16 protein-coding genes are annotated in these 20906 nt (G+C 65.3%); 13 read left to right on the forward strand and 3 right to left on the reverse strand.

What is annotated here, in order from left to right:
- The first annotated feature begins 3 nt into the window (after positions 1–3).
- Entirely contained in the window at positions 4–789 is a 786-nt protein-coding gene (locus AC0Z42_RS06790; protein ID WP_485467480.1) for an OmpA family protein, read from the forward strand.
- On the opposite strand, the gene icmH is transcribed toward AC0Z42_RS06790, so the two are convergent.
- Genes icmH through tssJ form a run of 3 tightly spaced genes read right to left on the reverse strand, consistent with a single transcriptional unit; the run spans position 790 to position 3574 of the window.
- Positions 790–1569 (reverse strand): type IVB secretion system protein IcmH/DotU, encoded by a 780-nt coding sequence (gene icmH / locus AC0Z42_RS06795; protein WP_485467481.1) that lies wholly within the window; start codon positions 1567–1569, stop codon positions 790–792. It abuts the gene before it with no gap.
- On the reverse strand, positions 1566–2933 hold the full coding sequence (gene tssK, locus AC0Z42_RS06800; RefSeq protein WP_485467482.1) for a type VI secretion system baseplate subunit TssK: 1368 nt from the start codon (positions 2931–2933) through the stop codon (positions 1566–1568). Before tssK ends, icmH begins: the two co-directional genes overlap by 4 nt.
- Before the next feature lie 47 nt (positions 2934–2980).
- Positions 2981–3574 (reverse strand): type VI secretion system lipoprotein TssJ, encoded by a 594-nt coding sequence (gene tssJ, locus AC0Z42_RS06805; RefSeq protein WP_485467483.1) that lies wholly within the window; start codon positions 3572–3574, stop codon positions 2981–2983.
- Between the two features lie 290 nt (positions 3575–3864).
- Here tssJ and AC0Z42_RS06810 point away from each other — a divergent pair, with 290 nt between their 5' ends.
- The 12 genes from AC0Z42_RS06810 to AC0Z42_RS06865 all read left to right on the forward strand — a co-directional run bounded on the left by AC0Z42_RS06810 (position 3865) and on the right by AC0Z42_RS06865 (position 20904).
- Positions 3865–4452, forward strand: a complete 588-nt coding sequence (locus tag AC0Z42_RS06810; RefSeq protein ID WP_485467484.1) for a tetratricopeptide repeat protein — start codon at positions 3865–3867, stop codon at positions 4450–4452.
- 59 nt (positions 4453–4511) lie between these two features.
- Positions 4512–5021 carry a type VI secretion system contractile sheath small subunit gene (gene tssB, locus AC0Z42_RS06815; RefSeq protein WP_485467485.1) on the forward strand — a complete coding sequence of 170 codons (510 nt, stop codon included), beginning with the start codon at positions 4512–4514 and terminating at the stop codon, positions 5019–5021.
- 1 nt (position 5022) lies between these two features.
- Entirely contained in the window at positions 5023–6513 is a 1491-nt protein-coding gene (tssC, locus tag AC0Z42_RS06820; RefSeq protein WP_485467486.1) for a type VI secretion system contractile sheath large subunit, read from the forward strand.
- Between the two features lie 36 nt (positions 6514–6549).
- A complete protein-coding gene (locus AC0Z42_RS06825) occupies positions 6550–7041 on the forward strand; it encodes an Hcp family type VI secretion system effector (protein ID WP_485467487.1) in 492 nt (163 codons plus the stop codon).
- 71 nt (positions 7042–7112) lie between these two features.
- Positions 7113–7607: a type VI secretion system baseplate subunit TssE gene (gene tssE, locus AC0Z42_RS06830; protein WP_485467488.1), complete on the forward strand. Its 495-nt coding sequence runs from the start codon at positions 7113–7115 to the stop codon at positions 7605–7607.
- Positions 7604–10243, forward strand: a complete 2640-nt coding sequence (tssH, locus tag AC0Z42_RS06835) for a type VI secretion system ATPase TssH (RefSeq protein WP_485467489.1) — start codon at positions 7604–7606, stop codon at positions 10241–10243. Before tssE ends, tssH begins: the two co-directional genes overlap by 4 nt.
- Before the next feature lie 15 nt (positions 10244–10258).
- Positions 10259–11287, forward strand: a complete 1029-nt coding sequence (gene tssA / locus AC0Z42_RS06840) for a type VI secretion system protein TssA (protein ID WP_485467490.1) — start codon at positions 10259–10261, stop codon at positions 11285–11287.
- Positions 11288–11373: 86 nt separating this feature from the next.
- The gene (locus AC0Z42_RS06845) at positions 11374–11904 is read left to right on the forward strand and encodes a lipocalin family protein (RefSeq protein WP_485467491.1); all 531 of its coding nucleotides are present in this window, start codon (positions 11374–11376) and stop codon (positions 11902–11904) included.
- A 130-nt stretch (positions 11905–12034) separates the two neighbouring features.
- Entirely contained in the window at positions 12035–13696 is a 1662-nt protein-coding gene (locus AC0Z42_RS06850) for a methyl-accepting chemotaxis protein (protein ID WP_485467492.1), read from the forward strand.
- 66 nt (positions 13697–13762) lie between these two features.
- Positions 13763–14407, forward strand: a complete 645-nt coding sequence (locus AC0Z42_RS06855) for a tRNA-uridine aminocarboxypropyltransferase (protein ID WP_485467493.1) — start codon at positions 13763–13765, stop codon at positions 14405–14407.
- A gap of 123 nt (positions 14408–14530) precedes the next feature.
- Positions 14531–15664, forward strand: coding sequence for a PA0069 family radical SAM protein (locus AC0Z42_RS06860; protein WP_485467829.1), 1134 nt, complete (start codon positions 14531–14533; stop codon positions 15662–15664).
- A gap of 224 nt (positions 15665–15888) precedes the next feature.
- Positions 15889–20904, forward strand: coding sequence for a diguanylate cyclase domain-containing protein (locus AC0Z42_RS06865; RefSeq protein WP_485467494.1), 5016 nt, complete (start codon positions 15889–15891; stop codon positions 20902–20904).
- The last annotated feature ends 2 nt before the right edge of the window (positions 20905–20906 follow it).

The following is a 20906-nucleotide window of genomic DNA, read 5'->3' on the forward strand; positions in this document are numbered from 1 at the left end:
AGGATGGCGATGAAACCAATCACCCTGTTCCTGCTGCTGGCGGCAAGCTGCAACCTGCATGCGCAAACCCAGGCGCCGGCGCCCGCCTCGCCGCAACCTGGCCAGATTCTGGTGACCGGCACCGTGGCCGACGAAGCGTCCAAGGCGGCCGTGCTGGCGCGCCTGCGAGAATTGTATGGCGCCGAGCGGGTGGTCGACCAGGTGGCGGTGGGCGCCGTGGCGGTGCCGGCCAACTGGAACGCCCATGTGCAAAAACTGCTGGCGCCGAATTTGAAACTGATCACGCGCGGCCAGCTCGGCATCGACGGCAGCAGCGTCACCTTGCGCGGCGAAGTGGCCAACGAGGCGCAGCGCCAGCAGATCGCCAGCGACATCGCCACCAGCCTCAATCCCACCTACACCGTCAACAACGGCTTGCGCGTTGCCGCCGCCGAACAGGGTGTGCTCGATGCGGCGCTCGACAAGCGCATCATCGAATTCGACAGCGGCCAGGCCAGCATCACGCCAAACGGCCTGGCCATCCTCGACGAAATGGCCGCCGCCATGCAAAAGCTCAAGGGACGCAAGGTGGAAGTGATCGGCCATACCGACAATACCGGCCTGCGCGCCAGCAATGTGTCGCTGAGCCAGGCGCGTGCCGACGCCGTGCGCAGCTACCTGGCCAGCAAGGGCATCGCGCCGGATACCGTGATGACCTCGGGCCAGGGCCCGGACCGCCCGGTGGCCAGCAATGCGACGGTCGATGGCCGGGCCAGGAACCGGCGCATCGAGTTTCGTATCGCCCGGTGATTATGGCAAGGTGATGGTCAGATGCGCCGGCCGTGGCGCCAGCTTCACCAGGTCGGCGTAGGCCGCCAGCGTGGCCTGGGTATTGCGCGTCAGGTGGGCGCGCAGTCCCAGGTAGGCGCACAGCGCCAGCAGTGCGAAGATGCTGGTCAGGGTCCACAGCGGCACATCGCTGTGGCGCTTGTTGACCACCTGGTCCGGGCGCTCGGCGCGTGGCGCGAAGCCACGGCTCTTGCCCTTGATATGGGCGATCTCGTCGCCCAGCCGGGCCGTCAGGTAGCTGAGTTTCTCACCGCCGTCGATCGCATATTTTCCCTGGAAGCCCAGCAGCAGGCACATGTGGAAAACCTGCAGCGCCTGCACCCGCATGGCGCCCTTGCCGCGCAGCGCGTCGAGACGGTCGAAGAAATGTTCTCCGGCCAGCTGGTCGCCAAAGATCAGCAGCTGCAGCGGACGCCGTTCCCAGGGCTTGCGCAGGTCGAACGGCGAAGCGAGGATGATTTCGTCGACGGCGGCGCAGAACGCGTATTTGGCCGCGTCGATGTCGGCATCATCGGCGCGCATTTTTTTCGCTTCGCGCGTGTAGTCGGCCAGGAAGGTGTGGATGCGCTCCGTGAAGCCCTGTTCGTCACCGGGCGAGCAGCCGTTTTTGAGCAGGAACAGCATGTAGAAGCCTTCATGCATCAGGTCGACCAGGGCGCTGCCGGCATTTGCGGCGGCCGGGTTGGGGCCGCGCGGTCCCAGCAGCGAGGGCGCCGAGCGCCGTTCGATAAGCTGGCTCATGCCGTCACCACGACCAGTTCGAGCTGCAACTCGCGGATGCCTTCGGGCACATACACCGAGATCGATTGCGCCTTGAGCATCTGCTGGTACAGCGCACCACGGTTTTCAAGCGCAAAATAGTAGGTGTCGGGCCGCACGGGAATCGCCGCCGGCACTTGCGGCGCATGCGACAGTTTCACGCCCGGCATGGCCGTCAGCACGCAGTTTGCCACGTCGTCGGGTGCACCCACCTTCACGCGCAGCGGCACGATGTCGACCAGTTCGATGGCCGGCATGGCGGCGCGGATCGCCAGGTACAAGGTGGTGTGCTGGTCGATCTTGCCCGAGTCGAGCTTGCCCAGGTAGTAGGACGGCTTGTCTTCAGGCAGGGCGATGGAAAAGTATTTCGACGAGATGACGGTGTCGAGCAGCTCGCGGATAATGGCGTCAATGGCCGCAAAGCAGGCGCCTGGCTGCGCATGGTCGTAGGCGGGCAGGCTGGCCAGCGTATGGTGGCGCGCATAGCTGAGCAGGCCGCCGGCCAGCGACAGCAGCGCCTCGTACAGGCGTTCCGGGTGCAGCGCCGGGTGGCGCGCATAGTGCATCAGGGCGGCGGCGGCGGTGCTGGCCGTATGCAGCAGCCAGAACGACGACACGTCGCCCGAGCGGAATTCGATCACGTTGCGGCTCGGTTCGCGGTGGTGGCCGTGCAGCGCCGCCACCTTGGCCTGCAAGGCGTCAAGCAGGTGTTCGAGCAGGTCCTGCAGGCGCGGCGCGCCGGCGATCGACAGGCTGGGCGCCATGAATGACGGCACCGGCTCGAAGCCGCCCGTCACCGTGCGGCGCAGCGCGATCAGCGGCAGGCAGTCGTAGGAGCCGCGCGCTTCGTTGTCGGGAATCAGGCGCACGGCCTTTTTCAGGTAGGCCATGTCGGCCACGCTGCCGTCGGTAAACAGATCGGGCGTGGCGCGCATCGCGTGCGTGTAGCGCGTGGCGGGCGGCGCGGCGCTGGCGCCGGCTTGCGCCGTATAGTTCAGGCCTTCGCGGTTCAGCACCGGCAGGGCGGCGTAGAAGGTCACTTCCTGCAGCGCCGCCGGCAGTGCCGCCAGGTCGACCGGCGGCGGCAGGCTGTCGCCCCCGCTGCCGTCGCCGGTGGCATCGAACACTTCGCCATCACGGAAGATCGCCGACAGCGCCTGCAGGCGCAGGGTGCCGGTTTTCAGCGCATCGAGATCCCACTGCATGTGCGCCACGCCCCAGGCATACGGATGCAGCGCGCTGGCCGTCTGGTGCAGCCGCGTTTCATGATATTGATCCTGGCGCTGGAAGTGTTGCGCCCGCAAGAACAGGCCCTCTCCCCACAGGACTTTCGCTGTCATGGCCATGCCGTTCTCCTTGTGTCGATGGTGTGGTGTTGATGCGCTGGTTTGCATTATTCGCAGCGCGCGCTCGCCAGGTTCGCCTGCGTGCCGACGCTCAGTGCGCAGGCATGCAGGCCGATGGTGACGCCATCGCGTTCGGCGTCGGTGACGGCAAAGGTGGCGCGCCAGCGCTGCGCGGCGGGGGCGCGAAACAGCGCCACCACGCCGATAAAGGCGGCGTCGCGGCCGACTTTTTCCTGTATCTCGTAGCGCTGGCCCGGCACCAGCAGCACTTCCTGCACCGCGATCAGGTCGGCGCCCAGCAGCGCCTTTTCCCTGGCCGCATCCAGGAAACTGTCGTATGGCGCCTGCTCGAAGGTGGCGCTCTGGCGCAGCTTGTAGATGCGCGCCACCAGCGCCAGCGGCCGGCCCTGCGGATCGGTGTTCAGGCGTTGGCCCGCATGCAGGCGGATGCTGACATTGCGCGGCGGCTTTTGCGCTTCGGGCACCTCGGGTGCAGGCCTGGCCAGGCCCGCCATCTGCAGCGCCGCATTGGCCATGCCGCCGAGGGCGCCGCCAGCGCAACCGGACAGCGGCAGCAGCAATGGCAGCAACAGCAGCAATGGTGCACAAGCGGCGCGGCGCAGCGGCAGGGAAGGACACATGGCTGGCCTCTCAAAAAGTAAACGTGCGGAAATAATGCGTTGCCGCTATTTAAACGCATGGCACAGTTGGCCGTTTGCGCTGGCACAAAGACGATACCCGGACGTTGAAATGCCTGCGCCAGATCAGTCTTTATCGAGGTCGGTCGCACTGCTGAGTGGAACTTATTCTTTGCTGATCAAACTCAAACTGGCAAAAAATAGCGCGATCAATAATGGCCTCCACATGGCGTCGCCCATCTTTCCTAGCGGCAGCGTCCTTTACGTGAAGGAAACTCAAGATGAAGTCACGCATGCATCTGCCCCGCCTGGCCTGCCTGGCCGGCGCCCTCCTGCTGGCCGCCTGCACCACCCCGCCGCCGCCCGCACCCAAGCCGGCACCGGCGCCTACCCTGGCGCAAGTGCTGTCCGAGGCCGACGCAGCCGCGCGCGCCGGCCAGTACGACAAGGCCTATACCTTGCTGGAAAAAGGTGGCAGCGCCTACCCGGCCGACAAAGCACCGTGGCTGCAGCTGGCGCAGATGAAATTCGACCGCGGCCAGTATGGCGACGCCATCAGCCATGCGCTTGAAGCGCTCGAACGCGACCCCGGCGACAAGGTTGCCAACAGCATCGTCGCCGTCAGTGGCCTGCGCTTGTCGGGCAAGGCGCTGGCCGATTTGTCGCGACAAAACAATCTGAATGGCTCGTTGCGTTCGGAAACGCAGGAGCTGGCCAAGCTGCTGCGCGCCAGCATCGGCGAAGACGTGCTGGTGCCGCCGGCCCGGCGCCCGGCAGCGGCCGTCGGCAAGCGTACGGCCGGTACCGCCGCAGCATCGCCCGCACCGGCGCCGGCGCCGGCTGCAAAAGGCGCGGCCGATCCTTTCAGCGGCCTGAAATAAACCGCACTTTATCGGGCGCCCTGGCGGCGCCTCCCCATCGACTTTGCGAAGGAAACCCCATGGCCAAGCCTGACAGTGTCCAGAAGCGTTTGCAGCAGGTGCGCGCGCCGCGCGTGCAGATGACGTATGACGTCGAGATCGGCGACACGATAGAAAACAAGGAGCTGCCCTTCGTGGTCGGCGTGCTGGGCGACTTCGGCGGCGATTCCGAGCTTGAGAAACGGCGCCTGAAAGACCGCAAGTTCGTCGGTATCGACATGGACAACTTCGACGAAGTGCTGGGCAGCGTCGAGCCGGTGGCGCGCTTCCAGGTGCAGAACCGCCTGAGCGAGGACGGTGGCACCTTTCCGGTCGACCTGCGCTTTCGCGCCATGAGCGATTTCCGCCCCGAGTCGGTGGTGCAGCAGGTCGAGCCGCTGCGCCGCCTGCTCGAAGCGCGCACCAAGCTGGCCGACCTGCGCAACAAGCTGGCCGGCAATGACAAGCTGGAAGACCTGCTGACGGAAGTGCTGAACAACACCGACAGCCTGGCCGCCCTGCAACCGCAACGCGCCATCAAGGAGGATTGAGATGAATGCACAGGCAGAAATCCAGGCGTCGGCCACTTTTGCGGCGGCCGCATCGACCGATTTGCTCGACCAGATCGTCGAACAGAGCCGGGTCGCCAAGTCCGATGCCGAACATGCGCGCGCACGCGACCTGATCGCCGAATTGGTGGGTCAGGTGCTCGACGGCACGATGCTGATGTCGCACAGTTTGTCGGCCACGCTGGACGCGCGCGTGGCGCAGATCGACCAGCTGATCTCGGCACAATTGAGCGAAGTGATGCATACACCGGCCTTCCAGCAGCTGGAACAAAGCTGGACTGGCCTGCACTACCTGGTCGGCAATTCCGAAACCGGGACACGGCTGCAGATCCGCATGTTCAACGCCACCAAGCGCGAACTGGTGAAGGACTTCCAGTCGGCGCTGGAGTTCGACCAGAGCAGCATGTTCAAGAAGATCTACGAAGAAGAATTCGGCACCTTCGGCGGCGCGCCATTCGCGGCCATGCTGGGCGACTATGCCATCTCGCGCCAGCCCGAAGACATGTATTTCATCGAGCAGATGTCGCATATCGCCGCCGCCGCGCATGCGCCCTTCATCGCCTCGGCCGCGCCGGAGCTGTTTGGCCTGGAAACCTATGGCGACCTGGGCAAGCCGCGCGACCTGGCCAAGGTATTCGACACCATCGAATACGCCAAATGGAAGGCGTTTCGCGAGTCCGAAGATTCGCGCTACGTGGGCCTGACCTTGCCGCGCTTCCTGGGCCGCCTGCCGTTCAACCCGGTCGACGGCACCACCGTCGAAGGCTTCAATTTTGTCGAGGAAGTCGACGGCAGCGACCATCAGAAATACCTGTGGTGCAATGCGGCCTATGCGTTCGGCAGCAAGCTCACGCGCGCCTTTTCCGACTACGGCTGGTGCGCGGCGATCCGCGGCGTGGAAGGCGGTGGGCTGGTCGACGACCTGCCGACCCACACCTTCAAGACCGACGAGGGCGACGTGGCCCTGAAATGCCCGGCCGAAGTGGCGATCACCGACCGCCGTGAAAAGGAATTGTCGGACCTCGGCTTCATCTCGCTGGTCCATTGCAAGAACACCGCGTACGCGGCCTTCTTCGGCGCCCAGTCGACGCAGAAAAGCCGCAAGTACAACAGCGAGGCGGCCAACGCCAACGCGCTGCTGTCGTCGCAACTGCAGTACATCTTTGCCGTCTCGCGCATCGCGCACTACATGAAGGCCATGATGCGCGACAAGATCGGCAGCTTTTCGGCCGCCTCCAACGTCGAGGATTTCCTGAACCGCTGGCTGATGACGTACGTGCTGCTCGACGATAACGCCAGCCAGGAACAGAAGGCCCAGTTCCCGCTGCGCGAAGCGTCGGTGCAGGTGCACGAAGTGCCGGGGCGGCCCGGCGTGTACCGCGCTGTGTCGTTCCTGCGGCCCCATTTCCAGCTCGACGAGCTGTCCGTTTCGCTCCGACTGGTCGCGGAGTTGCCGAAGTCGACCAATTCCTGATTCATCCGATTTTTTGTTCAACCAGAGGAGCACACCATGGCAATCGATGTATATCTGCAGATAGACGGCATCAAGGGCGAGTCGACCGATGACAAGCACAAGGACTGGATCGAGTGCAAGTCGGTCAGCTGGAGCGTGGAGCAGCCCAAGTCGGCCACCGCCTCGACCGGCGGCGGCCACACGGCCGAACGCTGCGAGCACAAGGACATCGTCATCTCCAAGCTGTCCGACCTGTCTTCGCCGGTGCTGCTGCAGACCTGCTCGGCCGGCAAGACCATCCCGAAAGCGCGCTTCGAGTTCATGCGCGCCGATGGCCAGGGCGAGCGCGTCAAGTACTTTGAAATCGAGATCGAGAACGTGCTGATCGGTGCCGTCACGCCGAACGTGGAAGAAGGCGACATCCTGGGCGAACACGTCGGCTTCAAGTTCTCGAAAGTGAAGTGGAAATATACGCAGCAAAAGGTCACCGGCGGCGTCGGCGGCAATACCTCGGGCGGCTGGGACTTGGCGACCAACCGCGTGGTGTGATGGCGCGGCGTTGATTGCGCTTGCACGGCAGGCTCCGGAAAGTGCCTGCCGTGTTCTTTTCGGGAGACCCCATGCAAGCATTGTTGACCGAGATTACCCCCGGTTTCGTGCCGGGCCTGTTCGACCGCCTGATGGGTGAGGGTGCGGCCGGCGCCAGCGTGGCGCGCCTGTCGGTCGAGCAGTTGAAGGACGCGGTGGCGCGCGACCTCGAAGAGCTGCTCAATACACGCGTGGCCTTGCCGGCCGGCGCGCTCGACGGCTATCCGGCATGCGCCGCTTCGATCGTCAACTATGGCCTGATCGACTTTGCCGGCATGTGCCTGTCGAGCAGCGACGACCGCGCCCGCATCTGCGCCGCCCTGACAGCGGCCATCGAGCGCCACGAACCGCGCTTGCGCCATGTGCGTGCGCGCCTGGAGCGCGAGGCCGGTTCCATCAACCGCGTCAGCTTTGTCATCAGCGCCACGCTGGCCGTGGCGCACGCCAGTGAAGCCGTCAATTTCGACGCCGTGCTGCAGCCGTCGTCGCTGCGCTATTCGATCCACCGCAAGGGAGCCGCCGCATGAGCAACAACCTCAAGACCCTGATCGCCAAACTCAATGACACGGCGCGCACGGCCGCCACGCGCGCCGCCAGCATCTGCATGGGGCTGGGCCAGTATGAAGTCGATATCGAACATCTGTTCCTGGCGCTCCTGGAGCAGGAACGCAGCGATGTGGCGGTGGCCGCGCGCCGCAGCGACATCAGCATCACGGCGCTGGAAACGGATCTGCGCCGCGAGATCGGCAACTTCAAGACCGGCAATGCACGCACGCCCGTGTTTTCGCGCCATCTGCCGCTGCTGTTCGAACACGCGTGGCTGATCGCCTCGCTGGAAGCGGCGCAACCGGCGGCGATCCGCAGCCGGCACCTGCTGCTGGCCCTGCTGACGGAGCCGGAACTGTCGCAGCTGGCCTATCGCGGCTCGAAGCTGTTTGCGCGCTTCAGCGTCGAGCAGCTGAAACACCATCCCGACAAACTGACGGCCGGATCAACGGAAGAAGTCAGCGCCACGCCACAGCAACCCGAGGCGCCAGGCGACGCCGTCGCCACCCTGGCCAGCCAGACGCCGGCGCTGGACCAGTTCACCACCGACCTGACGCAACTGGCGCAGGACGGCAAGCTCGACCCCGTGATCGGGCGCGAAAGCGAGATCCGCCAGGCAGTCGACATCTTGCTGCGCCGGCGCCAGAACAACCCCATCCTGACCGGCGAGGCGGGTGTCGGCAAGACCGCCGTGGTCGAAGGCCTGGCCCTGCGCATCGCCACTGGCGACGTGCCCGAGGTGCTGCAGGGCGCGCATATCCACGCACTCGACATGGGCCTGCTGCAGGCTGGCGCCAGCGTCAAGGGCGAGTTTGAAAGCCGGCTGAAAAACGTCATCGACGAGGTGACGAAAAGTCCCTATCCGGTGATCCTGTTTATCGACGAGGCGCACACCATGATCGGCGCTGGCGGCCAGGCGGGCCAGAACGATGCGGCCAATTTGCTCAAACCGGCGCTGGCGCGCGGCGCCTTGCGCACTATCGCCGCCACCACCTGGAGCGAATACAAGAAGTATTTTGAAAAGGATGCGGCCCTGGCGCGCCGTTTTCAGGTGGTGAAAGTGGAAGAGCCGAGCGAGGAAATTGCCTGCGCCATGCTGCGCGCGATGGCGCCGCTGATGGAGCGCCATTTTCATATCCGCGTGCGCGATGAGGCCATTGTCGACGCCGTGCGCCTGTCGCACCGCTATATCAGCGGGCGCCAGCTGCCCGACAAGGCCGTCAGCGTGCTCGATACGGCCTGCGCCCAGGTCGCGCTGGGGCAAAGCGCGACGCCGGCGCAGCTGGAAAACGCCAGCCGCAAGCTCGAGCGCATCGGCGTTGAAATCGCCGCGCTGGAGCGCGAACAGGCGGGCGCCGAGCAGCCGGGCCAGGCCGCCACCGCGCGCCTGCGCCAACTGCAGGGCGAGGCCGAACAGGGCCGGCAAGCGATCGCCGCGCTGGCGCAGCGCTGGCAGGCGGAAAAATCGCTGGTGGCGAAAATTGCCGAATTGCGCGCCGGCCTGCAGCGCGAGCGGCCCGGCGAGGCGGGCGCTGGCGCCTTGCTGGCGCTGAAGGATGAACTGGCGGCGCTGCAAGGCGAGTCGCCGCTGGCACCGCTGGAAGTCGATGCGCAGGTGGTGGCGGGCATTGTCGCCGGCTGGACCGGCATCCCTCTGGGCAAAATGGTGAAGGACGAGATCCGCACGGTATTGACGCTGGACGCGGCCCTGCGCGAACGCGTGCTGGGCCAGGATCATGTGATGGACGCCGTGGCGCAGCGCGTGCGTACCGCGCGCGCCAACCTGGACGACCCGAACAAGCCGCAAGCCGTGTTTTTGTTTACCGGCCCGTCCGGCACCGGCAAGACCGAAACGGCGCTGGCGCTGGCCGATTTGCTGTATGGCGGCGAGCGCAAATTGATTACCCTGAACATGAGCGAATACCAGGAAGCGCACAGCGTAGCCGGCTTGAAAGGTTCACCGCCTGGTTACATCGGCTATGGCGAGGGCGGCGTGCTGACCGAGGCCGTGCGGCGCCAGCCCTACAGCGTGGTGCTGCTCGACGAAGCCGAAAAAGCCCATCCCGACGTGCTCGAGCTGTTTTTCCAGGTGTTCGACAAGGGCGTGCTCGATGATGCGGAAGGGCGCGAAATCGATTTTCGCAACACCATCATTATCGCCACCTCGAATCTGGGCTCCGGCGCGATGATGGCCGCTTGCCTGAACCAGCCGGCGGACAGCCTGCCCACGCCCGAAGCTTTGGCAGAACTGGTGCGCCCGCAACTGGTAAAACACTTCAAGCCGGCCTTTTTGGGACGCCTGAAGGTGCTGCCGTTCTACCCCTTGAACGACGCCGTTCTGGCCGAGATCATAGGCTTGAAACTGGCGCGCATCGGCGAGCGCATCGCGCGCAACCACCAGGCCCGCTTCAGCACTGACGAGGCGCTGGTCGAGGCAGTGCTGGCGCGCTGCACCGAAGTCGATTCGGGCGCGCGCAATGTCGACCAGATATTGAATGGCAGCGTGCTGCCCGAGATCGCCGTGGCGGTGCTGGCGCGCATGGCCGATGCGCTGCCGCTGTCCAGCATCCACGTGGGCGCCAGCGCCCAAGGTCAGTTCACCTACACTATCGACTAATCACGGGAGCGCACCATGTTCAACCTGGACCAATTGCTGCAGCCGGTCAGCCCGATCAAGCCCTGCGGCGACGACCTTACCTTCAGCCAGGAACTCGACGCCATTGCGCGGGCGCGCCAGCACGACGACCCCAGCCTGGACCAGGGCGAGTGGGTGGTGGCCCTGAAGGAAGCCGACTGGCCGTTTGTTGCCACCCGCTGCGAGCAGCTGATCGCCTCGCACAGCAAGGACTTGCGGGTGGCCGTCTGGCTGGCCGAGGCGCACGCCAAGACGCGCCATTTCCGTGGTCTGGGGGACGGCTTTGCGCTGCTCGCTGGCCTGTGCGAACGCTACTGGGATGGCTTGTATCCGCCGGTTGACGAGGGTGACCCGGAGCAGCGCATCGGCAACCTGTTCTGGCTGTTGACGCGCACGCCGCAACTGGTGCGCGAAGTGCCGCTGACCGACGGCGCCGACGGCCGCTTCTCGTTGCAGGACTTCGATGCGGCGCGCCAGCGCGCGGCGGCCAGTGCGCAAGCGCCGGACCAGGGCTGGGGCGAAGTGCGCCAGGAAGAGGGCGCGACCCTGGCGCAGATGGAGGCGGCGCGGCAGAAAAACACGCGCCAGTTCAGCGACGCCTTGCTGGCCGACGCACAGTACTGCATGCAGTCGCTGCTGGCGCTGGAACGCTGCGTCGACGCGCGTTTCGGCATCGATGGCCCGAGCTTTCGCGCCGCCCGCGAAGCGCTGGAAAACGCCATCCATTTCATCGCGCCCATGCCGCTGGGCGCCGAACTGGTGGCGGCGCTGCCGGGGGCGCCGGCAGCGCATGGCGCCGGCAACGTCGGCGCCATCGTGCAGCGCCAGCAGGCGCTGGCCCAGCTGCGCCAGGTGGCCGATTTTTTCCGCCGCACCGAGCCGCACAGCCCCGTGGCCTACCTGGCCGACAAGGCGGCCAGCTGGGGCGAAATGCCGCTGCACCTGTGGCTGCGCGCAGTCGTCAAGGACCAGGGCACCCTGGCCCAGCTCGACGAGATGCTGGGTAGCGATGGGGCGCAGGGATAAATGCGCATGACGCTGGCGGCGCAGTGGAACGGGCCTGGCGGCGGTGGCAAGCTACAATCGGCGCAACAAGTTACCTGGAGATCATCATGAAAAAACTGCTGCTGCCGCTGATGTTGCCATTGCTGTTGAGCGCACTGCTGGCCGGCTGCGTTGGCCGGCCTGACAATATTGTCCCGGTGACCAATTTCAATACCACCAAATACCTGGGCAAATGGTATGAAATCGCGCGCCTCGACCATTCCTTCGAACGCGGCCTGAGCCATGTGACGGCCGATTACAGCCTGCGCCAGGATGGCGGCCTGAAAGTGCTCAACCGCGGCTACAAGGATGCCGACGCCATCTGGAAAGAATCCGAAGGCAAGGCCTACTTTGTCGACAAGAAGGACGAAGGTTACTTGAAAGTGTCGTTTTTCGGCCCCTTCTATGGCTCCTACATCGTGTTCGACCTGGACCAGCAGGACTACAGCTATTCGATGATCAGCGGCCCCGACAAGTCGTATTTCTGGCTGCTGTCGCGCACGCCCACCATGGATCCGGCGCTGCAGAAGCGTCTGATCGATAAAGCGCAAACGCTCGGTTTTGATACCTCCAAACTGATTGTTGTGAAGCAGAACTGAGCCAGGTTTGGCGCTGTTGCTTTTTTGAATCTTCTTCCTTGCAATGCCTGTCCGATACGCTCACAATCAGTATCAGAACGCGCCGCGCCTGCGGACTACGCGTCGACCTTTTCAGATAGGGGACTGCATCATGAAAAACCTCAAGATCGGCGTACGTCTCGGTGGAGGTTTTGCCGCGGTACTGGCGTTGCTCACCACACTGACCGTGGTGGGCATCGTGCAGATGCAACATGCCAGCAGGCAGACCGATGAACTGGTCAACGTCAAGGTGCGCAACGAGCGCCTGATCGGTGAATGGGCCAAGGTGATCGAAGTCAATGCGGCACGCACGGCGGCGGCCTGGAAGGTCAGCGATCCCGAACACCAGAAGCAATTCGAAAAGGAGATGGCGGCCTCGTCCGCGCGTGCCACGGAAATCCAGGATGCGATTGGCAAGAGTCAGCTGAACGCGCAGGAACAAGCGCTGTACCAGGACGTGCTCGCTACCCGCAAGGCCTATACGGAAGTGCGCAAGAACGTGTTCAAGGCCAAGAATGCGGGCGACCTGGAACTGGGCAAGCGCTTGTACGAAGGCGAGATGGCCGCCAAGCGCGATACGTATCTGGCGGCGTTGGATAAATTGGCGAAACTCGAAGCGCAACTGCTCGACGTGACGGCCGGCGAGATCCGCGCCGGCTACGAAAACGGCCGCTTGCTGCTCGCTTCGCTTGGCGTGGCCGCCATCCTGCTCGGCATCGCCTGCGCCTACTGGATCACGCGCTCGATCACGCGTCCCATCACGCGCGCCGTGGAAGTGGCGCAAGCCGTGTCGACCGGCGACCTGACCAGCGACATCGTGGTCGACAGCAGCGACGAAACCGGGCAACTGATGCACGCGCTGAAAGACATGAACGACAAGCTGGTCAGCATCGTCGGCCAGGTGCGCGCCAGCACCGATTCGATCGGCACCGCCTCGAGCGAAATTGCCGCCGGCAACCTGGATCTGTCCTCGCGCACCGAACAGCAGGCCAGCTCGCTCGAAGAGACGGCCTCGTCGATGGAAGAACTGACCTCCACCGTGAAACTCAATGCCGACAACGCGCGCAGCGCCAACCAGCTGGCCATCGACGCCTCGCAGATCGCCAGCCGTGGCGGCGCGGTGGTGTCGGAAGTGGTCAGCACCATGGGCTCGATCAACGACTCGTCGCGCAAGATCGTCGACATCATCAGCGTGATCGATGCGATTGCCTTCCAGACCAATATCCTGGCCCTGAATGCGGCGGTCGAAGCGGCGCGCGCAGGCGAGCAGGGCCGGGGCTTTGCCGTGGTGGCCAGCGAAGTGCGCAACCTGGCGCAGCGTTCCAGCCAGGCCGCAAAGGAAATCAAGGGCCTGATCGACGACTCCGTGCAAAAGGTCGAGGCCGGTTCGCAACTGGTGGACAAGGCTGGCCGCACCATGGACGAAATCGTGCAGAGCATCAGCCATGTGACGCAGATCATGAACCAGATCACCGACGCCAGCGAAGAGCAGCGCGCCGGCATCGAACAGGTCAACCAGGCCATCGGCCAGATGGACCAGGTGACCCAGCAAAACGCGGCGCTGGTGGAAGAAGCGGCGGCCGCCGCCGAATCGATGCAGGAACAGGCCTCGCGCCTGACCGACGTGGTAGGCCTGTTCAAGCTCGATGCCAGGCAGGTGACGCGCGCGGCGGCTGCCGCACCCGTGACAACGCGTCGTCCGATTGCCGTCGCGGCCGCCGGCAAGCCACGCAAGGCGGTGGCGGCCACCGCCGGCGACTGGGAAGAGTTTTAACTGACTTGACTACTGCCAGCAGGGTGGGGCGCTACAATCGCGGTCCTGATGTAATTGCACCCCACCATGACTTCCCTGACTGATCCCGTTTCTTCCCGACGCGTACACTGCGCTACCTGCCTGCGCGCGCAGTCCGGCTGCATTTGCCAGTGGGTGCGGCCGGTGCCGCACAAGGTCGAGATACTGCTGCTCCAGCATCCGCTGGAAGTGCACAACGCCAAGGGCAGCGCGCGCCTGCTGCACCTGAGCCTGCCTGGCAGCCGCCTGGTCGCCGGCGAATCTTTTGCTCCCGGGGAACTCGATGCGCTGCTGGCAGGCAAGCATAACGTCCTGTTGTATCCCGATACGCCGGGCGACCGCTCGCTGGGCATCGCGCCACCGCCGCCATTGGACGCTTCGCTGCTGGAGCCGGCCGGCTTGCGGCTGGTGGTACTGGACGCCACCTGGCGCAAGAGCCGCAAGATGCTGTACCTGAATCCCGTCCTGCAGCGGCTGCCGCGCCTGCCGCTGCACGATACGCCGCCGTCCCACTACCTGATCCGCAAGGCACATGCGCCCGACCAGTTGTCGACCCTGGAAGCGACTTGCTACGCGCTGATGCAGCTCGAAGATGAGGCCGCCCGTTTTGCGCCGCTGATCGCCGCATTTGACGGCTTTGTCGCGCAACAGTTGAGCTATATCACGGCATTTGATGCAAAAAGCGTGAGATAGACGCATCGCTGCCCTTGATCTTGCTGTGATAGCGGCATAGTATACTGTACGTATATACAGTTAATGGAGCCGTCCATGAAAGCAATCATCCCGCAGCACGACGACAGCTTTGACGGCCAGGTCATGCTGCCGCCGCAGTCGCTCAAGGCGCGCAAGGGGCGCGGCGCCGTCTCCAACCTGCAGGGCCGCTACGAGGTGCATGGGCGCGAGGGCTTCGATGATGGCTGGAGCGCACCCGTCGAAGAAGGCGAGGAGGCCGCTACGCCTTGGAAAACCCAGGTCAGCGACGAGCAGGCGCGCACCATCCTGTCGCGCAACACCTCGCCCGACCTGCCGTTCGGCGTCTCGCTCAATCCGTATCGCGGCTGCGAACACGGCTGCATCTACTGCTTCGCGCGCCCCACGCACAGCTACCTGGGCCTGTCGCCGGGGCTCGATTTCGAAAGCCGCATCTTCGCCAAGGTCAACGCGCCCGAACTGCTGCGGCGCGAGCTGGCCAAGGCATCGTATGTGCCCGAACCGATTGCGCTGGGCGTCAATACCGACGCCTACCAGCCCTGCGAGCGCGAACGGCAACTGACGCGGCGCGTGCTGGAAGTGCTGCACGAATGCGACCATCCGGTCGGCCTGATCACCAAGTCGTCCCTGATCGAGCGCGACATCGACCTGCTGGCGCCGATGGCGGCCCGGCACCTGGCCTCGGTGGCGATCACCCTTACCACGCTGGACCCGGCCATTTCGCGCACACTGGAGCCGCGCGCGGCCGCCCCGGCGCGGCGCCTGCGCACCATCCGCACCCTGACCGACGCCGGCATTCCGGTCGGCGTCAGCATCGCCCCCATCATCCCGTTCGTGACCGAACCGGAAATCGAACAATTGCTGGAAGCGGTGCGCGACGCCGGCGCCATCCACGCCCATTACGTGGTGCTGCGCCTGCCGTGGGAAGTCAACCCGCTGTTCCAGCAATGGCTGGAAGCGCATTTCCCCGAACGCGCCCAGCGCGTGATGAACCGCGTGCGCGAAATGCGCGGCGGCAAGGACTACGACAGCAGTTTTGGCGCCCGCATGCATGGCGAAGGCGTATGGGCCGACCTGATACGCCAGCGCTTCGAAAAAGCCGTGCACCGCCTGGGCCTGCATGGCAAGGGCGGCCGCTTCAGGCAGCTCGACAGCACGCAGTTCCGGCGTCCGCTGGTGGTGCCGCCGTTGGGGGGCAAGGGCAAGGGGGGTAATGCGGGGCAGCTGGATTTGTTTTGAGTGCGTGTTTTGAGTACGGCCTGGCCCTTGCATGCATCACTGAAAACTGCCGTTTCCACGTCGCTTCCCGCCACGCGATAACCACGCCGGCGGCAACCCCGCACAGGCCCGTGGCGATTGATTACCACCAATACTTCCTGCTGATATAATACTTTTAATCACGTTATAGACGAACTTCGCGCCCCCGGTGCTCACGCCATCATCCCGCACCGCAAGCCCAGCCCATGAGCGCCCTTTTTGACCACGAGATCATCGAACAGCTCCATAGCGGGCCGCGCTCGCTGGTCTGGCGCGCCAGGGCGCTTGACGGCACCGCGCTGATCGTCAAGGTGCCGAATCAGCCGTTTCCATCGTTTCAGCAGGTGGCGAACTTCAAGCGCGAGTATGCCAGCGCGCGCCGCTGCCGCCATCCTGGCGTGGTGCAGCCGCTGGCGCTGCGGCAGCATGGCGGGCGCTGGACCATGATCCAGGAAGACACGGGCGGCCAGGCGCTTGACCAGATGCTGCGCGCGCAGCTGGCGGCGCGCCAGGCGCCGTCGCAAAGCGCGCTGGCGCTGGACGATTTCTTCGACATCGCGCTGCAATTGTGCGCGGCGCTCGAAGCGGTCCACCTGCAGGGCATGATCCACAAGGACATCAATCCGGCCAACCTGGTCTGGAATGCCGATACGCGCGTGCTGCAGCTGATCGATTTTGGCGTGGCCTGCGAACTGGCGTCCGAACAGCAGGGCGCCGCCACTGCGCGGCATCTGGAAGGCACGCTGCGCTACATGGCGCCGGAACAGACCGGGCGCATGAACCGGCGGCTCGACCAGCGCGCCGACTTTTACGCGCTCGGCGTCACTTTTTACGAACTGCTGGCCGGCCAGGTGCCGTTCGAGGCGAGCGACGAGATGGAGCTGGTGCATTGCCATCTTGCGCGCAGCCCGGACTGGTCACACCCGGCGCTGGCCAGTCTGCCCGGCCAGCTCCTGCCGATCATCCAGCGCCTGCTGGAAAAAAATCCGGAGCAGCGCTACCAGAGCCTGCAAGGCCTGTGCAGCGACCTTGCCGCATGCCGCACGCCACTGGCGCAGCAGCCGCGCCAATTATCGTTTCATGACGCCCGCTTCCGTGTGCCAGCGACCCTGCATGGCCGCGACGATGCCGTTGCCAGCTTGCTGGCGGCGCTGGAGCGCAGCGCTGCGGGCGCGTGCGAGATGCTGCTGGTGGCGGGCGATTCGGGCATCGGCAAGTCAGCGGTGGTGCAGCAAATGCGCCGACCGGTGATCGCCAGTGGCGGTTATTTTTTGACCGGCAAGCTGGACCAGCTCCAGCGCGACGTGCCGTATGCGGCGCTGGTCCAGACTTTCCAGGCGCTGGTGCATCAGCTGCTTGGACAGCCTGCGGAAACGCTGCGGCAGTGGGCCGCCAAACTGCAGCTTGCCCTCGGCAGCGGCATGGGCGCGATGGTCGAACTGATACCGCAGCTGGCCCTGATTGTCGGCCCGGCCGACACGTCACCGGCAGCGACGCCGTCACAGGCCCAGCTGCGCCTGGACCGGCTGTTCCCCCGCTTCGTCGACGTGTTCGCCTCCGCAGGGCCGCCGCTGGTGCTGTTCCTCGATGACCTGCAATGGGCTGATGCGGCCACCTTGAGGATGCTCGAACTGCTGATGGTCTCCTGCGACAAAAGCCGCCTGCTGATCGTCGGTGCCTACCGTGCCAACGAAGTGGGCGCCGCGCATCCACTTGCCGCGCTGCGCAGCAAACTGCCAGGCCGCGGCGCCCGCGTGAGCACGCTGGCGCTGTGCGCCTTGAGCGAACCGCAAGTGGCGCAGATGGTCTCGGCCACAGTGCGCGTGGCGCTGAACGACTGCGCCACGCTGACTCGTATTTGCTACCGCAAGACCGCCGGCAATCCTTTTTTCCTCAGGCAGTTCCTCGCCGCGCTCCATGAGGATGGCCATCTGCGCTATCGGGCGGCCGGTGATTGCTGGGACTGGGACCTGCCGGCGATCGAGCAGGCCAGGTATACCGACAACGTGGTCGATGCGCTGCTGGAGAAAATCCGCCGCCTGCCGCAGGTGACGCAGCAACTGCTGCAACTGGCCGCATCGAGCGGCAACCGCTTCACCCTGGGCACCCTGGCGCTGGTGGTGGAGCGCACGCCACGGCACACGCAGCAAGCGCTGCGGCCGGCGCTCGATGCCGGCCTGGTCCAGCCGCTCGCTGGCGCCGGCGATGCCGGCACCGCTTACCGGTTCCTGCATGACAGGGTGCAGCAGGCAGCTTATCTGTCCCTTGATCCGCAGGCGCGCGCCGCCAATCATCTGCTGCTCGGCCGTCTGCTGCTGGCGCACACCAGCGAAGAACAGCACGATGGCAAGCTGTTTGACATCGTCGAGCAGCTTAACGCCGGCCGTGCGCTGATCGGTGGCGCGGCAGAGCGCTTGCAACTGGCGGCACTGAACCTGCGGGCCGGCGAGAAGGCCCGCCGCTCTGCCGCCTTCCAGGCCACGCTGGAGCACATGCGCACCGGCCTGGAATTGCTGCCAGACGACGCCTGGCACGGCGCTGCGGCTCTGTGGCTCGACCTGCAGCTGGGCGCGGCGGAAGCGAGCTATCTGTGTGGCCAGTTCGATGCCGCCGAAGCGATCCATGAGCTGGTGCGCGCGCAGCCCCTGGCGCCGCTGCTGCAGGTGCGCCGCATCGCGATCCAGGCGCACCAGTATCAATTGCAGGGCCGCCTGCTGGAAGCCATCGCGGTGCAGCGCGAGGCGCTGGCGCTGCTGGGCATGGAGATTCCGCACGAAGTGGCGCAGATGAAGGCGCGCTTCGATGAGATTTATTTTGATATCGGGCAGCTGCCTGGCGCCCACGCGCCCGACGCCTTGCTGGCGGCCGGCGACATGCTGGCGCCGGCCGACGTGGCCGCGATGCAGATGATGCACGGCCTGTGGATGGCCAGCTACTACGCCGGGCAACAGGATCTCAGCGCGCTGATGGTGGTGTCGATGACACGGCTGTCGATGCAGCGTGGCAGCAGCGATTTCAGCGCCATCGCGTATGTCGGCTACGCCATGATGACTGCGCTGTACCAGGGCGATGCGGCGCGCGGCCATGATTTCGGCGCCATGGCCTTGCTGCTGGCCAGGCGCCGTACCAATCTGCAGGCGCGTACCCAGACCTGCTTGATGTTCGCCGCGATGGCCAGCCACTGGACACAGCCGCTGCGCCATTCCGACGCCCTGTATGAAGAAGCCTTGGGCTGGGCGCTGGAAATCGGCGACTTCGTCCAGGTCGGCGTGGTGGCGGCCGTGCGCGCCACCGAGCGGCTGATCCTGGGCGACCATTTGCCGCATTTGCTGCTCGATATCGAGCAGGACATGGCCTTGATGCGCGCCAACGGCCAGCAGGCGATGGCCGATTGCTGCGTGGCCGGCGCGGTTGCGCCGATCAAGTGCCTGATGGGGCTGTCGCCGCGTCACGACAGCTACGACGATGCGGGTTTCAGCGAGGCCGGTTTTCTCGCACAATATGGTGATTCGAAGCTGTACCGCGCCTATTTTTTGCAAGGGAAGATACGCAACGCCTACCTGTTCGACAGTGCCGATGGCGAGGCGCTGGCCGCTCAACTGGGTAGCGTCATCGGCATCATGCGCGGTCAGGCCAAGGTGGTCGAGTCCAGCTTTTACGCCGCGCTGATCTGGCTGCGTGCCTTGCGGCGCGACCCCGCGCGCCCTGACGCGGCCGGGCTGCTGGCGCTGATCGAGCCGCTGCTGCACAGTCTTGCCACCTGGGCCAGACAAGGATCGGACACCAGCATCGCCAGGCATCTGCTGGCGCAGGCCGAGATGGCGCGCTACCGCAACGAACTGCAGCTTGCCACGCGCGGCTACCAGCAGGCAATCGACGCCGCCGGCCTGGCCGGTCAGGTGAACCTGCAAGCGCTGGGCAATGAATTGTGCGGTGAATGCTGGCTGGAGCAGGAGCAGCCGCGCGTGGCGGCCGTCTTCATGCTCGACGCCATCGCCCATTACGGCCAGTGGGGCGCCGAGGGCAAGGTGGCGCAGCTGCGCGCGCGCCACGCCGTGCCGCTGTCGAGGGCGCAGGCCCGCCATGCGCAGGGGCAGGCGCTTGGCGGCGCCCGCGTGCATGGCGGCTCCGCGCTCGACATGGTGTCGCTGCTGAAAGCGGCCACCATACTGTCGAACGAAGTTGGCTTGCGCAACGTGCTGACACGCCTGATTGCCATCGTCTGCGAAAACGCCGGGGCACAGGTGGCGCGCCTGCTGCTGCTGTCCGATGGCGCCTACCATGTCGAGGCCGAGATCGACGGCGATGCCATCACCGTGCTGCAATCGCGCCAGCTCGACCTCGATGCCGCCAGCGACCCGCAGTTCCCGCTGTCGCTGCTGCGCTACGTGATCCGCACCGGCATCGAAGTGATCGAAGACAGCGTCACCGGCATGTCGCGCTTTGCCGCCGACCCTTACGTGCGGCAGCGCCCGCGCGCCGTGATGTGCCTGCCGATCCGGCACGGCGGCCAGATCGACGGCATCCTGTACTTCGAGAACCTGCTGGCCGATGCCTCGTTCACGCACGAACGGGTCACCTTTTTGCGCATGCTCGGCGCGCAGGCGATGATCTCGATCGCCAGCGCCAGGCTGCATGACAGCCTCGAACGGCGGGTTGCCGAACGTACCGAACAGCTGGAGGACGCGAATCGCAAGCTGGCGACCCTGTCGATCACCGATGGCCTGACCGGCCTGGCCAACCGGCGCCATTTCGACGACGTGCTGCGCAGCGAACATGCGCGCTCGATGCGCGCCGGCCAGCCTTTGTCGCTCATCATGCTCGATGTCGATTACTTCAAGCGCTACAACGACCGCTACGGGCATCAGGCCGGTGACGCCTGCCTGATCCGCGTGGCGCAGGCGCTGGCCGGCCGCATGCGCCGCGCCAGCGACCTGACGGCGCGCTACGGCGGCGAAGAGTTTTCGATCGTGCTGCCCGACACCGATGCGCAGGAGGCGCGGCATATCGGCGAAGCGCTGCGCAGCGCCATCGAGCAGCTCGGCATCGTCCATGCCAGTGCGGATGCGGGACAGGTGACGATCAGCGTGGGCATCGCGGTCCAGCCGGCGCCGTGCGCCCTTGATCCCGACGCGCTGCTGCGCCTGGCCGATGCCGCGCTGTATGGCGCCAAGGATGCCGGACGCAACTGCGTGGTGGTGCGGGAACTGCTGCCCACCTGAGC

This window comes from Janthinobacterium sp. 1L-D-8-B-C4 (genome assembly GCF_057291295.1).

Coding starts and splice junctions, on each gene's coding strand:
- AC0Z42_RS06790 (WP_485467480.1), top strand. CDS start 4: ATGGCGATGAAACCAATCACCCTGTTCCTGCTGCTGGCGGCAAGCTGC.
- icmH (WP_485467481.1), bottom strand. CDS start 1,569: ATGAGCCAGCTTATCGAACGGCGCTCGGCGCCCTCGCTGCTGGGACCG.
- tssK (WP_485467482.1), bottom strand. CDS start 2,933: ATGGCCATGACAGCGAAAGTCCTGTGGGGAGAGGGCCTGTTCTTGCGG.
- tssJ (WP_485467483.1), bottom strand. CDS start 3,574: ATGTGTCCTTCCCTGCCGCTGCGCCGCGCCGCTTGTGCACCATTGCTG.
- AC0Z42_RS06810 (WP_485467484.1), top strand. CDS start 3,865: ATGCATCTGCCCCGCCTGGCCTGCCTGGCCGGCGCCCTCCTGCTGGCC.
- tssB (WP_485467485.1), top strand. CDS start 4,512: ATGGCCAAGCCTGACAGTGTCCAGAAGCGTTTGCAGCAGGTGCGCGCG.
- tssC (WP_485467486.1), top strand. CDS start 5,023: ATGAATGCACAGGCAGAAATCCAGGCGTCGGCCACTTTTGCGGCGGCC.
- AC0Z42_RS06825 (WP_485467487.1), top strand. CDS start 6,550: ATGGCAATCGATGTATATCTGCAGATAGACGGCATCAAGGGCGAGTCG.
- tssE (WP_485467488.1), top strand. CDS start 7,113: ATGCAAGCATTGTTGACCGAGATTACCCCCGGTTTCGTGCCGGGCCTG.
- tssH (WP_485467489.1), top strand. CDS start 7,604: ATGAGCAACAACCTCAAGACCCTGATCGCCAAACTCAATGACACGGCG.
- tssA (WP_485467490.1), top strand. CDS start 10,259: ATGTTCAACCTGGACCAATTGCTGCAGCCGGTCAGCCCGATCAAGCCC.
- AC0Z42_RS06845 (WP_485467491.1), top strand. CDS start 11,374: ATGAAAAAACTGCTGCTGCCGCTGATGTTGCCATTGCTGTTGAGCGCA.
- AC0Z42_RS06850 (WP_485467492.1), top strand. CDS start 12,035: ATGAAAAACCTCAAGATCGGCGTACGTCTCGGTGGAGGTTTTGCCGCG.
- AC0Z42_RS06855 (WP_485467493.1), top strand. CDS start 13,763: ATGACTTCCCTGACTGATCCCGTTTCTTCCCGACGCGTACACTGCGCT.
- AC0Z42_RS06860 (WP_485467829.1), top strand. CDS start 14,531: ATGCTGCCGCCGCAGTCGCTCAAGGCGCGCAAGGGGCGCGGCGCCGTC.
- AC0Z42_RS06865 (WP_485467494.1), top strand. CDS start 15,889: ATGAGCGCCCTTTTTGACCACGAGATCATCGAACAGCTCCATAGCGGG.